The organism is Hyphomicrobium sp. (assembly GCF_019753045.1).
Classification (GTDB): domain Bacteria; phylum Pseudomonadota; class Alphaproteobacteria; order Rhizobiales; family Hyphomicrobiaceae; genus Hyphomicrobium_B.
In genome coordinates, this window is record NZ_JAIELN010000014.1 from 1 (window position 1) to 13,636 (window position 13,636).

At 56.7% G+C, this 13,636-nt stretch carries 11 protein-coding genes and 1 pseudogene; 8 read left to right on the forward strand and 4 right to left on the reverse strand.

The genetic code is table 11. The features are described from left to right. The 3 genes and pseudogenes from K2Q04_RS15795 to K2Q04_RS15805 form a co-directional block, all read left to right on the forward strand. Positions 1 to 430 (forward strand): annotated as a pseudogene (locus tag K2Q04_RS15795) (hypothetical protein); the annotation flags it as partial. Between the two features lie 342 nt (positions 431 to 772). Continuing rightward, positions 773 to 1,753 carry a UbiA family prenyltransferase gene (locus K2Q04_RS15800; protein ID WP_291165657.1) on the forward strand — a complete coding sequence of 327 codons (981 nt, stop codon included), beginning with the start codon at positions 773 to 775 and terminating at the stop codon, positions 1,751 to 1,753. Positions 1,754 to 1,835: 82 nt separating this feature from the next. Further along, positions 1,836 to 2,222 carry a hypothetical protein gene (locus K2Q04_RS15805; RefSeq protein WP_291165658.1) on the forward strand — a complete coding sequence of 129 codons (387 nt, stop codon included), beginning with the start codon at positions 1,836 to 1,838 and terminating at the stop codon, positions 2,220 to 2,222. Positions 2,223 to 2,247: 25 nt separating this feature from the next. Here K2Q04_RS15805 and K2Q04_RS15810 read toward each other — a convergent pair whose 3' ends face one another. Continuing rightward, entirely contained in the window at positions 2,248 to 3,180 is a 933-nt protein-coding gene (locus K2Q04_RS15810) for a hypothetical protein (RefSeq protein WP_291165659.1), read from the reverse strand. 433 nt (positions 3,181 to 3,613) lie between these two features. Between K2Q04_RS15810 and K2Q04_RS15815 the strand changes: the two genes are divergently transcribed. Both K2Q04_RS15815 and K2Q04_RS15820 read left to right on the forward strand, forming a co-directional pair. Then, positions 3,614 to 5,092: a GMC family oxidoreductase gene (locus K2Q04_RS15815; protein WP_291165660.1), complete on the forward strand. Its 1,479-nt coding sequence runs from the start codon at positions 3,614 to 3,616 to the stop codon at positions 5,090 to 5,092. Between the two features lie 16 nt (positions 5,093 to 5,108). Next, positions 5,109 to 6,110, forward strand: a complete 1,002-nt coding sequence (locus tag K2Q04_RS15820) for an aldo/keto reductase (protein ID WP_291165661.1) — start codon at positions 5,109 to 5,111, stop codon at positions 6,108 to 6,110. 21 nt (positions 6,111 to 6,131) lie between these two features. Here the strand turns inward: K2Q04_RS15820 and K2Q04_RS15825 are convergent, their stop codons facing one another. The 3 genes from K2Q04_RS15825 to K2Q04_RS15835 form a co-directional block, all read right to left on the reverse strand. Further along, positions 6,132 to 7,115, reverse strand: a complete 984-nt coding sequence (locus K2Q04_RS15825; RefSeq protein ID WP_291165662.1) for a glycosyltransferase — start codon at positions 7,113 to 7,115, stop codon at positions 6,132 to 6,134. A 281-nt stretch (positions 7,116 to 7,396) separates the two neighbouring features. After that, positions 7,397 to 8,230: a phytanoyl-CoA dioxygenase family protein gene (locus K2Q04_RS15830; RefSeq protein WP_291165663.1), complete on the reverse strand. Its 834-nt coding sequence runs from the start codon at positions 8,228 to 8,230 to the stop codon at positions 7,397 to 7,399. After that, the gene (locus tag K2Q04_RS15835) at positions 8,230 to 9,399 is read right to left on the reverse strand and encodes a glycosyltransferase family 4 protein (RefSeq protein ID WP_291165664.1); all 1,170 of its coding nucleotides are present in this window, start codon (positions 9,397 to 9,399) and stop codon (positions 8,230 to 8,232) included. The genes K2Q04_RS15830 and K2Q04_RS15835 overlap by 1 nt, the downstream gene beginning before the upstream one ends. An 815-nt stretch (positions 9,400 to 10,214) precedes the next feature. On the opposite strand from K2Q04_RS15835, the gene K2Q04_RS15840 reads away from it, so the two are divergent. From K2Q04_RS15840 to K2Q04_RS15850, 3 genes are all read left to right on the forward strand, one after another. Further along, positions 10,215 to 10,802, forward strand: coding sequence for an acyltransferase (locus K2Q04_RS15840; protein ID WP_291165665.1), 588 nt, complete (start codon positions 10,215 to 10,217; stop codon positions 10,800 to 10,802). 52 nt (positions 10,803 to 10,854) lie between these two features. Then, positions 10,855 to 11,940 carry a glycosyltransferase family 4 protein gene (locus K2Q04_RS15845; RefSeq protein WP_291165666.1) on the forward strand — a complete coding sequence of 362 codons (1,086 nt, stop codon included), beginning with the start codon at positions 10,855 to 10,857 and terminating at the stop codon, positions 11,938 to 11,940. A gap of 193 nt (positions 11,941 to 12,133) precedes the next feature. After that, positions 12,134 to 13,627, forward strand: coding sequence for an oligosaccharide flippase family protein (locus K2Q04_RS15850; protein WP_291165667.1), 1,494 nt, complete (start codon positions 12,134 to 12,136; stop codon positions 13,625 to 13,627). Positions 13,628 to 13,636 lie beyond the last annotated feature (9 nt).

Sequence of the window (13,636 nt, forward strand, 5' to 3'; positions counted from 1 at the left end):
TCCCTATAGCACCGGCATGACGGTTCTCAGCGCGGTTGCCAAGGCGGGCGGCCTCTTGGACCAGCGCGCAAATCCATCGCAGATGTTCATATACCGCGGAGAGCGACGTCAGACGCTCGAAAAATTGGATGTGAATCTCGCCAAGTTCGCACCCAATCAACAGTTCATACCGACTGTTTACAGGGTGAACTTCCGCGACCCCTCGGCCTTTTTCATGGCCCAGAAGTTCCAGATGCGGGACAAGGACATCCTCTACGTTGCCAACGCGGATTCCGTCGAGGTCGGGAAGGCGCTTAATTACATGACCCTCTGGAGCGGCTCTGCGGCCGGTTACATAGGAAATGCCGCGACTGTCCTGACGAGCGCTCAGATCCTCGGGGGCGGTGGCCCAGCTACAGCTTTGGTCGTCGGAGGACGGGCGACGCCCTGATCGGTCTGCCATCCCCAATGCCTAAATTGAATCCGGTTATTTGGGGGCTCAATCTCTAATTCTAGGGTGACTTAGGCCGTCTTGTCGGGGTCGCGCGGCGGCCGCGACGGCACGCGGTATCGTGTCATGTTCGCCTTTCGCTGTCTTGTCGTCGTTCTCACTGAGATTGCGATGAGCCCGAAACTGTCACCTTCACAATCGGCTCGATCTGGCCCGGCGGTTCTGACGAGGACCGTTCAGAATCCTAAGCGGATCCCCGCTTTGTGTGCCGAACAGTGATGACATCAAGGATAACGTTCGGGCGCTACTTAACCTCAGTGTGCTGAGCGATTTGCCTGACGGATGACTTCAAGTAATATCGTCACGGCAAAACAATCGCGGTCACCATTCCCTTCGATGATGGCGCTGCACCAGAAACGATTGCGCATCTGGCTGAGGCAGCTGCGCGTGCACCAGTACGTCAAGAACCTGCTTGTCTTTGTGCCGGTGATCACGGCTCATGAATTCAATGCCGATGCGCTGACGAAGAGCTTTTTGGCAGCCGCCGCCTTCTCCTTGTGCGCGTCCGCCGTGTACATTTTAAATGATTGGTGGGATCTGCAGGCAGATCGCGCTCATCCAACCAAGCAGTTTCGGCCTCTCGCGGCCGGAAAGATTAAGGTGCGGGACGCGCTCGCCGCGATTCCGGTTCTCCTGACCGCATCGGCTTGGATCGCGCTGTCGATATCGGGACTCTTCGCGATAATCATCGCCGCGTATTTTGTCATGACGACCGCATATACGTTCCTCATAAAGAGGAAGCTTATTGCTGATGTCGTCCTGCTCGCCATGCTGTACACCATCAGAGTCATCGGCGGGGCTGTGGCGATATCCGTACCGATCTCCGAGTGGCTCCTCTACTTTTCAATTTTTGTCTTTGCCTCCCTCGCGCTCGTCAAAAGAACAATCGAACTATTTGATTACGCGGATTTGGGCAAAGATCCTTACCCATCGAGGGGGTATTACGCCTCTGACGTCGGCACCGTTACCGCTCTTGCGGCAGCTGCCAGCATGAATGCGGTGACGGTCTTCGCGCTTTACCTGTCGTCGAGCAGCGCGGCGGGTCTCTACGCTCATCCAAAGTTTCTGTACTTGTTATGCCCGATCATGATTTTTTGGCTATTCCGCCTGATTGCACTGGCTCAGCGGAAGATCATTCACGACGATCCCATCGTGTTCGCCATCAAAGATCGGGTAAGTTGGATGACATGCTTGGTGACCGCAGTCATTTTGCTTCTCGCTTCAGTAAAATGGACCTGCGATTATGCGATTTGCATCAGTTGAGCTGCGCGCCATGGAACATGCGGCCCGCCTAAAACGGGTTCCGGCTGGAAAGTGCATCGTAACCGAAAGGTAGAGTCCGCGGATGAAGGGAGAAGCTTGGAACTTTGGCGCGATAATTCTAAGCGTGTGCTTGACTGCCAGCAGCCAACTCATCGTACGAGCCGGCATGCTGCACACGTCGCTCGCGGCTGAAATGACCAAATCAAGCAGCGCTTGGGAAAAGATCAGTCTGCTGATCTGGTCGCCCTATATTGTTTCGGGACTTCTGTTGTTTGGGCTGAGCGCGGGAACCTGGCTCGTCGTATTGAGCCGGACCCCTGTGTCGCTTGCTTATCCATTCGTCGGACTTGGGATCGTGCTGACGACGCTAGGCGGTTGGTTCCTGCTCGGTGAAGCGGTATCGGGATCGCGGTTGTTGGCCATAGGCGTCATTCTGCTCGGACTGATCTTGCTCGGAGCGAGCAAGTAGCTCGTGATAGCGCGGAAGCGGCCAGCTATGACCTCGCCGCATCAAGCCGAAGTCTGAAACGACGGATCGCGATCTCAACGTCTCGCATGACGACGATGCTGACGATGGGCAGTATCTCGTACAGGTTCCGCACTTCTCCTGGTTTCGCGCCGAGGAGCACCAGGATCACTTGAGGCGCGATCATGGCCACAGCGGCTCGGCGCAGGAATTGCGGGCATTCCGGCAGGCGAAATACAAGCCAAGCCCCAAGCCCCGCGAATACAAAAAATCTGACGATATGTTCGCGGTAATAGGGGAGCTGCTCAAACAGCCATGGTTCCATGCCCCAGCCGGGATTGTCCTGATAGACCCATCGAACCGTCCCGTACACGATCGCGAAGATGAGGACTTGGCATGAGATATCGAATATCCGTTGCCGAAGCGGGATCTTGTCCCAATAGACGGCGCCGTACGCAAACACGGCGAGAATAGCGGTTTCCTTATTTAGGCAGGCAAATATGAAGACAGCGAAGTAGAGCGCCCGGTTGCCAAGATGCATCGCCAGCAAAAGCATCATCATGAAAAACAGAACGGTGAAATCGTAGATGTGCCCGAGCTTTTGGCCAAGAAACGGCAGCAGAATTGCAAGCTGCAGGGTTCCGAGACACGCAATCGACTCGCTGCCGGGAAACAGTTCGGAATAAAGGGCGGTGCCAGCCAGCAAGTAACCGATCAGCGAGAGCGTGAGTATGGGAGCGAGCCAGAGAATTGCGCGAGGATGCTCGTTTGTGATCCCGGCGACGACCCCCGTCGCTTCTTCAACTTTGATTGCGATCTGATCGAGCTGCGAAGAGACAATGGCTGGAGTTAGGTTGTCGAGTCCCCGCAGTACGGTCGGAACCAAAACTCTGTATGCGAACGGACGACGAGCCTCTCCATCGAGATACAAGTCGAGCGAAGTGCGGGCCTCGCTCAGCATATTTGTCCTGAACAGCTGAAGTATGACCAACAGTCCGATGAGCACCGCGCTCGATATGCGACATACAGTTCCTCTAGAGGCTTGCAATTGTCACCTCATATCGATTGAGCACTGTCGTTAGGCGAATGCGTAGATTTCAGTTGAGCGTTCGCTTGGAAAGCCCCAACGCTGACAAGCGATGTCGTTGACGCTGGTCAAACGCTTTGTGGTTAAATTTACTCATTATGGGTAGGGAGGATGAAAGAGCTTTATCGAGGCGGCTTTTCGGGCGCCATTACTGGCAATGGGCCGAAAAGCCGTCACCTACAATATCGGGGGGAAATCACACCCGCAACAGTAGCAATATTTTTTGGTAATTGACGCCTATGGCGGCGGTAGCCGCTAAAGAAACATTCCGCTAGGTATCGAAGGCGAAGGGACACAGAGGAAACGCATGGCCGATGATCGCCGCGTCGTTGTTGTGGGGAGTGGTCCCGCTGGCGCAATGGCTGCGCTCGAACTTGTTCGCAAGGGCATTCCCGTAACGCTGTTGGAAACCGGAAACGAAATCCAACACGGCGTGCTCGTCAGAATTGGTGGAAGAAACCTCTATCGCCGCCTTCCGCCAATGCGAAAGGATGATGGCTTCGTTGTAACGGGCGATCCGGACACCAATCTGGATTACACGTACGCGTTAGGTGGCCTTTCAAACCAGTGGACGGGCGCCGTGCCGCGCTTTTGCGCCGAGGACTTCACTGCTGGCGAGCAGGTTCACGAGAAATTCCGATGGCCGGTGACCTATGACGAACTCGCGCCGTATTACGAGATCGCCGAACGGACCATGAGGGTGACGGCCGCTCCGGGAAGCGTCCCAAGCTTGCCCTCCGGCTACTCAGACTACCGGCATCAGATTCCAAGCGACTGGCAAGCCGTTGCTCGCTCGGCATTGAAGCATGGCCAAGGGCTTACCACGATGCCGCTTGCCGACGGGCCGCCGTTCCTGCTGCTTCGTCGGGGTACAGCGTTCAATAGCTTCTCGGTTCTATTGGAAAAGCTTCTCGAAGAACCCTCTTTCCGCCTTATCAGGGGCGCGCACGTTTTGCAGCTCGAATGGGACCGGGCGAAGAAAAGGGTGGCGGCTGCGGTCTACCATGACAACCAGACGAAGACCCAAAATCGCATCAGCGCTAGCGCGTTTGTCATCGCTTGCGGTCCGCTCAATTCACCCAAACTTCTGTTCAACTCGGCCTGCAGCGATCATCCTGACGGCCTTGGCAATAGCACTGGGTTGCTCGGCAAGTACCTCCACGATCACCCTCGCGAGTGGTGGGCCGTGGACGTCGATAAGCCGATCACCTCTTTGTCGCCGCCGGCGTATCTGACACGACTTCCCCATAAGGCATCCGACCCGCTCATGGCGTGCTCGTGGACAATCGGCGCCTTCGACACGATCGGAAAGATCAAGAGTCGCTTCGGACAAAAGACCAGATCATTTGGCGTGCAGGTTTTCGGGACCATGATTCCCGATGAGAAGTACTACGTCCGCCCATCCAAAGATCAGAAGGACGAGTTCGGATTTCCAACGCTCGAGGTTCACATCAAATTCGAAGAAGAGGTTCTGGCTAACGTCATTGGCGCTCGGGAGCACTTCCTGCGACTGATGGAAGACGCCGGTTACAAAGGAAAAATTCGGGACATCGTCCCGCAGCTTTTTCCGGGAACGGCTAAGCACTACGGCGGGGCGACGCGCATGCATGCTTCGCCGAAGTATGGCGTGACGGACAGCTACCAGCGGCTGCACGACGCTCCGAACGTCATCGTGGTTGATGCAAGCTCTTTCACGACCGGCGCGGAAAAAAATCCGACCCTGACTGTGATGGCGCTAGCGGCGCGATCGGTCGACCAGCTTGCGCGCGACCTGAAAGCCGCGTGACGGAAAAGGGGGCGCGGTGCAGTACAGAGTGTTCGGAAAAACCGGTTGGAAGGTCTCTGAGATCGGCTTCGGGGGCGCGCGGATCGGCGGGCTTCTCGCTCAAGACGGCGGCCGGAAGGCGTCCCTCGCGACCCTCGCCGCAGCATTGGACGCCGGCATAAATTTCTACGACACGGCGGATATGTATTCGCAGGGAGAGAGCGAAGTCCTTATCGGGAAGGCATTTCGGAAAGCGCGAGACAAAGTCTTCATCGCGAGCAAGGGTGGCTATTGCACGCCTGCGGGGAAGAAACTCATTCAGTTCGTGAAGCCACTCGCCAAGCCCATTGTCCAAGCGCTTGGTCTTCGGCGCGTGCGGGCGCCGTCATCGGGTGCCGGTCCGATTCCGCAGGACTTCTCACCGGGCTATCTGCGCAAGGCCGCCGAGGCGTCGTTGCGGCGCTTGGGGACGGACTACATCGATCTCTACCAAATGCACAGTCCATCGCCGGAGATGCTGCGCAGCGCGCAATTTCAGGACACGCTCGGACTATTGGCTGAGCTTAAGGCGGAAGGGAAAATACGCCACTACGGCATTGCGCTCGATGCGGTGGACGATGCGCGGCACTGCTTCGGCCTCGAGGGTATTTCAAGCTTGCAAATTCCCTTCGGCATTCTCGACATGGAAGCGCTCGACGACGGCGTTTTTGAAGAGGCTTCGAAACGCCAACTCGGCATCATCGCGCGCGGCTGCTTTGCCGGCGGGGCGCTGAAAGGATCGCTCACTGAGGCTGAGCTTCGAGCCTCGGAACCCAAATGGGAACGCGTTCTGAAACTGCGGCGCCTGGTCGAGAGGTTAGGTCGTTCACCGACCGAGGCCGCGTTGCAATTTTCGCTGCGCGAGCCCCGCATCGGCGTCAACATTATCGGGATGCGAACTCTCGATCAGCTCGCAACCAATCTCCAACACTATTCGCGGCCGCTCTCGGATGAAGAGTTTCACAAGCTTTTGACGTATCGTTCTGCTGCTGAGGCGTAGCCTGCCTTACGCCACCACGCGTCAGCCAAGAAAAGACGGGGTTTGGGTCTTGGCCATCTCGTCGCGCAGGCCTCTATAATATTGAAGATTGAATAAGCCGCTGTATGCAATTTCTTCGAGTCTTTCGACACGGAGCATGCCCGCGGCATTGGCCGCGAGCTTAAGGGCGGACGTCGTGAGAGATGTAAGTTGCGGTCTGCCCTTACACACGCCAACAAGCGAGCGGATCAGAACGTGACGCTCGTGAAACTCATTCTCGATGGCCGACAGCAACCATTTCTGGTTCCGGTCGCGCGCAAAAATGACGTCGTTGCCGCCATAGGTGTACGCGGCGTTGAGCCACGACGTGAAACTGCGCTCGGCGAAATGCATGCCCACGGCATCCATCGCGAAAACGAAATCCAAGCCCCGGTCGGCGAGGCGATACGCAAGCTCGACATCTTCCGCACGACGGAATTTTTCATCGAAGCCGCCCGCGGCCAAAATGCGAGCCCGAGGGACTGAGGCGTTGCCGGTATAGAATTGTCGAGCCGACGCCTGCCAAACGCCACCTTGCAAAGCTCGGTACTGCTTCATAAGCATCTCTTGCTCCCAGCGAACCCAGGGAGACATCACGAAGCCGTCAGGCGAAAGCAGTGGTCCGATGACGGCGACATCGCGCTCCACCTCACTGCGAGCCCGCATATGCGCCGCCAGAAGCATCGGATCCGCTACGACGTCGTCATCGACAAAGACGATAAGCTCTCCTTCTGCCTTAGCGATGGCTAAATTGCGCGCAGCGGCCGGGCCGCTATTGGCTTGCGTGAACCATCGCAAGTTTCTCTCGGAGCGATACGCTTTCAAATAGTCATCGGTGCCGTCGCTAGAGCCGTCGGATACAACGATGATCTCGTAGCATTCTGCCGGATACTGCTGGCGCTCGAGGGCCGAGATGACATGCTGCAGTCTGCCAAGGCGATTGTAGGTCGGCACGACGACGCTGATTTGAGGGGTGCTTATCTGCACTGCTTCTATCCCGCGGGTATGCCCCCTTCGGATTGACCCTGTCGCCAAACCAAAGTCGAGCAAAAAGCGCTCGTTGTGCTAACTAGTTTTCATCAAGGGTGGAGACTGCTAACACGCGAGCTCGCGCGTTGTCAGCGTTCTGCGGCACAAAATGATTGAGACCGCACTCTTCGCCAACCGACAGCCCAGAGTTCATGTTGCAGAAATCGCTGCGTCCGCAGCTTCGTGCCCGCCGGGCGCTCCCGACGGCCACGACCGGACGCTTCTTCTGCATGATGTTCTCAATACTCTTTGTCCACGAGAGAGCGTGCAAAACGTAAGGCCGCATAGCTAGCCGGGACCTTCACAAACAGTTGCTCGCGAATTCGTCCCGCTCTGGTCGGCTTGAACCAGTTCGGGAGGAATCGGATCTTCCCACCCTCGGCTGCAAACGGATCTTCAAGGTTGTTGCCGCCGTCCTCCCAAGTCATCGCGAGCATCGGGCGCGGAACCGATGTGTGGTTCGCCGTCCCGCGATGCCACACGTTCGAGGTTCGAACCAACACGTCGCCCCGCTTCAGTGGAACGCGCACACTGTTGCGTGCAACACGCTCCAGGACGAACTGGGTATACTTATAAAATCGCTTGTGCGTCCCCGGGATTGCCTCCATGGCGCCGTTCTCGATCGTCGAGTCGACGACGGCGACGTTGGCGATCATGAAGTCGCGCGTGAACGGACGGTCGAGGTGGTAATGCTGCGTGTGGCTGCCGGGCAGATTGAAGTTGCAACCCACGTTCGGCATGCGAACGACCCTGGGATCGAGCTCCTTGATCAGGTCGATGATCCCGCGTTCTTCCAGGGTGTCGTAGACGAACCGCGCACCTGCACCAGGGAAGCAGTTGAGATGGCCGCTCTTGAGGCCTCCTCCCGAGAATAGCGCGCCCGACTTCGATGCCGCGTCGAATTCCTGCTCGAGGGATCTATGCAATTCGGCAAGCCGCTCCGGCGAGACGACATTGCGAATGACAAAATAGCCATCGCGATCGAACGCCTGCTTCAAGTCTTCTTTTTCGCTCGCCGTGAGCGGGCCGCTCTTCGCGCTTCCTGCGCGAGTGCTGTCGTCTGCTGTTAACATCATGGACCTCCATTGACTCCCAATGAATTCGGAATGCTTCGCAACGCTTCGCCTCTGGAAGCAGCGACGATATTTTCGTAGCGCCTCGCGACCTCGCTACACTGCAAGCGCGGCGCAAAGCGAAGGCGGATTGTTTGCCGGGCGCGCTCTCCCAATCGCCGGCGGAGTTCTGGATCGCCCATCAGCATCGCGATTTCCATTGCGACCGCCCCAGCATCACGTTCCGCAACGAGCCGGCCGTCCACGCCGTGCGTAATGATTTCGGGAACGCCGCCGGTGCCGCAGGCTATGACTGGCTTTTGCATCGCCATCGCCTCGGCGATCGCCAGACCAAAGGGCTCGCCATACGAAGGATGAACGAACAGATCGAACGCGCGAAGAAACGGCCGGACATCTTTTTGAAATCCACCGAAATGCAGGCGATCGGCGATGCCACCCTCGCGTGCTCTCTTCTCAAATTCCGCCCGGACCTCTGGTACATTGGAGCCGAGGATCATGATGTGCAGGTCGGGGTGGGTTTCTCGCAGGAGCGCCACCGCACTAATAAGCTCGAGCTGTCCCTTCCAAGGATTCATCCGCGCCGCAATTCCAAGGAGCGGTGCATTTTCAGGAATGCCGAACTGCGCCCGAATGGCCTTCGGCCTTTCAGCTTCTCTTTGAGGGTCGAAGTGATCGGTGTCGACGGCGTTATAGACCGTATGGATTTTGTCCAGATTAAATCCCATATCGCCTAGGCCGCTTCGGATATAATTCGAGATCGCGAATATGGCTTTGGCATTCCGCATTCCCCAAAGTGTCGGGCCCGTGTGGTAATTCCCAAGGTGCGAATGCATATGTACAACAGACGCGGCCCCGGTCACGCGCCCGAGCAAGCTGGCGTAACTGGCATCTCTCGGCCTGTCGGTGGCGTGAATGATTTGTATGCGGTTACGCTTGATGAACGCCGCAGCCCGCGCCAATGACGCAGCGCTCGGTCCATAGGCAAACGCTTTGCCCAGTATGCCTCTGCTCGCCAGCGCGTCGGCCGGCTTTCCAAGCGGCAGAAACGCGCTCGAAACATGAGGCATCTCGGCGAAGCGAACTCGCATATCTTCTGCATCTGCCGCCTCGCTGTTGGATAGGACAAAGATCTTAGCTTCGTCGGGCGCGAAATTTTTCATAAGCGCCATGTGAACTGCAACATCCGCGCCACAGCTGTCGCGAGTATTTAGGAACAGTACGCGGATTGGCATATAGTGCCCCGTCGACCCTAGGAGTTTGATATCACCCCAGAATGCGTTTTTGGCATTCTCGCACGAGAGATAGCACTCTGTCTCGCGACCGCTTATCCCAAGTGCCAACTATGACAAGCAGTCTGCTCACATGTGGATAATTGGAAAACGTCTCTTTATTGGACAGTCGAATTGCCAATTCCGGCGAAGTCGACGACCGTAAGGCGTTTGTTCAGAATGCTATTGCGGATTTGATCTCTTCATAGCCGGCTGCCCAAGTCTCATCACCGACTATAAGCCGTATTTGAGTCCGACCCGCATCATTTTCTAGGCAAAAAGTTAATAGCACAAAGGGTGATCCTGCGCACATGGAATTCCACTTGCGGGGGCTCGTGCATTTCGCCCGTCCGATACCGACGGAGATATGCAACCAGATTAACACCGGTTACTTTGACGGTTTTGCGAACGAAAGTGGAGCAAGCCGGTGAAGCGGCATGGTTTCAGCTGAAAATGCCACGCGAACTTGGTGACGATTGGAATTTCCCGGTGTCACACGCTGCCGCTAATTATCTTGAGCAGTAGAGTCTTTGAGAACAGCAGCAAATCACTATAATTCATTGACAGTATGTCCGTTACTGCCTCACTGAGATACTTCCCGTATTTGGGCCGTCGGACCGACAAACTTAGCCTTCTCGACGCACCGTAACTTCGGATCTGAAACAAGGGACGCCCGTATGTTTGCTCCGTTGGGGCGCCTTCTTACCGGAGGTTTGGTGACGACTGAACGTAAGATGACGACAGCCGAACTGCTGGACGACTCGCTCGCGCTGTTGCGGGCACGGTGGTATCTCCGCAACGCGACTTCACTCGGCGAACGCGTGCGCGTGTGGGGCCGGCCCGTTGTTCGAAATTCCGGCAGCCTGATTATTGGTCAGCGGGCCAGCCTGGTGTCAGGCGCGATCCCCATTCAGCTCCGCACCGAGCGCGACGGAAAGCTTGAAATCGGGGCGCGAACGTTCATGAACTACGGCTGCTCCATTGAAGCGACGAAGCTCGTCAGCATCGGGCCGAACTGCAAAATCGGGATGGAAGTCCTCATGATGGACAATGATTTCCATCAGATCGACCCGGTCGAACGAGGCATTCGACCGCCCTCCGCACCGATCGTTCTGGAGGAAAACGTATGGCTCGGCGCGCGCGTCATCGTGCTTAGTGGTGTCACGATTGGAGCCAACAGCGTCGTTGCCGCGGGGAGTGTCGTGACACGCGATATACCCCCACGTTCTGTTGCTGCCGGTCAGCCAGCACGAGTCATTAGATCAATAGATAATTCGGGCAGCACGTCAGCGAGACCCGAATAGGCATGATCGACGGCCATCCTGAGTGCCGTTCGACAATCATACTGGGACTGTCGTGCAAACTGAACAAAGTGATCGAACAAAGCAGGTATTGCTGACGGTATCCGGGACTATCCCGCAGGATCTGCCCGCTCAGATAGCGGGCGGCCAACGTCCGCGTGCAGACTACTTGGAGCTCGCGCGCGGTCTCAAGGCCGATATTCTTGACTACACGAAGGCAAGAACTGTTGTTGGAGGCTTGGCGCCGGTTCTAGAGCGGCTGGGCGGAGCGAACTTGGTCCTCGCATACGCCTGCTGGAAACTGCGTTCACAGTATAGATTGATACTCACTGACGGCGAACAGATCGGATTGCCGTTAGCCGCGTTAATGAAGGTTACGCCAGGCTATCGGCCGCGCCATTTCATGATTACGCATATCATCTCAGTCCCCAAGAAGGCGCTGATCCTGGACGTTCTGAGGCTACACAGTCAGATCGATGGTTTTATCGTCTATAGCCGCTGGCAAAAGCGTTTCATCAAAGACCGCTGGCGCTTAGACGACAGTCGGGTGCTTTTCACACCTTTTATGGTGGATGATCAGTTCTTTGCCCCGGGCAAAGTCGAGCCCAAATCGTCACCTCGACCGCTCATTTGTGCGGTGGGACTCGAACGGCGTGACTATCCGACACTGCTCAAGTCGGTAGAGGGTCTGGATCTTGACTTAGTGATTGCGGCGGCGTCGCCATGGTCCAAGCGAAAGGACTCGACGACTGGGCAGCACATCCCCGGCAACGTCACTGTACGTAAATTCGACCAGTACGCGTTGCGGCAGCTTTATGCGGATGCCCGCTTCGTTGTCATGCCGCTGGAGCCGGTCGACTTTCAGGCGGGAGTGACCGCCATTCTCGAAGCCATGGCCATGGGCAAGGCAGTCATTTGCTCGCGCGTTCCCGGCCAGACCGATGTCATCGTCGATAACGAGAATGGCCGTTATGTACCCGTGGGCGATGCGTCAGCATTGCGTGAAGAAATCTCGCGCCTCTTGGCCGAACCAGAGGACGCTGCGCGTCTCGGCAACAATGGGCGCAGGCTCGTCGAAAATGAGATGAACCTTGACCATTATGTAAATCGCCTGGCCAATTTCCTGAACGCGGTGCCATAAGATTGATTAGGAATATTGAGATACTCTGAATAGGGCTAGGCAATCCGGTATCGCTTGGAACAGCAGGCCAACGGACGAAATAGTGCTGCGCCCAATTAGCCTTGGATACGGCTGACGCTTCACAATTTATGGCACTGCGATATATGGTTCAGCCTGGCCGAGTATCGATTTTTTACCACGACCGGAGCAGCCCGTGAAATCAAACACCACTAGGCTTCTGGTTCGTAACGTCTTTCACCTTGGAATTGGCCAAGTCGCATCCACGATCCTCGGCGTCCTTCTGACTGCGGTCCTTGGGCGCGCGTTGGGCGCCGCAGATTTTGGCGTTCTTTACTCCGTTTTAGCAATTACAGCATTCGTCGCCGTGGCAATCGATTGGGGCCAAACCCAATATCTCGTAAGAGAGGTGGCCCGAGGGCGCCCTGACGAACCCGAGTTGATTGGAAGTGCGCTCGCAATTCGACTGGCAACAACCGTCGTCGGCTGTGCGGTCGCGGTCGCCATTGCGTCGGCTCTGGGTTACAGCGAACACATAGTACTGCTGACGCTCTTGGCAATGATCGCCGGGTTGCCGGTCATCCTATACGCTCCGCTCAGCTTTAAATTTCGCGGCAAAGACCGGATGGATATCGATGCCTTTGCCAATATCGCTGGTAAGGCACTGACGCTGATCGCTTGCGCCATAGCTTTGCACTTTGGCGGTGGGCTGACGGATGTCATTCTGATGCAAGGCGTTGGCGGCATCTCAACGCTATTGGTCGGAGCATTCTTTGCCCTGCGGCTGGGTTTTGAAGTCAAAGCTCCCAGCACGAAAGTGGTTCGTGAAATTATGGAGCACGGGGTCCCGATCACGGCATTTTCGCTTGTGATCGCCTCGCAGCCCTTTGTCGAAATAATGATGCTGTCTGCCTTCGCCGGGCCGGCAGTCGTCGGATGGTACGGCGCGTCTCGTACCATATTCGGCATAATCAGCTCGCCGGCGACGATCATGCTAACGGCCTTCTTTCCTGAGCTTTCGCGTGCGTCGCGCTCGTTGCCGGACCTCCGGCGCATGATCGATGCGACCGCACGGGTCCTATTCATTGCAGCCGCACTGGCGTCCTCAGCTCTCTATCTTTTCGCCGATCACGTCGTTGCGATCATCTACGGGAAGGGCCACTTCGAGCAAACCGCATCGATACTGCGCGCGAGCGCCGTCTTTATCCCTCTGTTGTTCTTCGTGCTTTTGCTGGCAACCGCCATGACCGCGGTTGGCCGGAATAAGGCAATGGTCGGTATAAGTATTGTCAGGATCGTATTCTGTGTGGTTCTGGGCTGGTTCCTGATCGGCTACGGACAGCAGCACTACGGCAATGGGGCCATTTTCCTCGTGATTATAGCTGGTGTCGCGGAAATACCGGCAATGATTGCGTGTTTGGTTTTGCTGCCGCGGGGAGCAGTCGGGAAAACCACAACTTTGAATCTGGTGCGGGCTTGCGTTACCGCGATCTGCACGGTTCTGCCGCTTGCGCTCGTGGGGCCACTGCAGCTCTGGTACCTCATACCGCTCTTTGCGCTGATGTTCGCACTGGCTGCGATGGCTACTAGGCTCGTTTTGCCGAGCGATCTACAGCACGCGTTGGATATAGCTCGCGAAGGAGTGTCAGGCCTTCGGAGACCGAAACCCCAGCTGACGCCCGGCGCCTGAAGGCGTTAG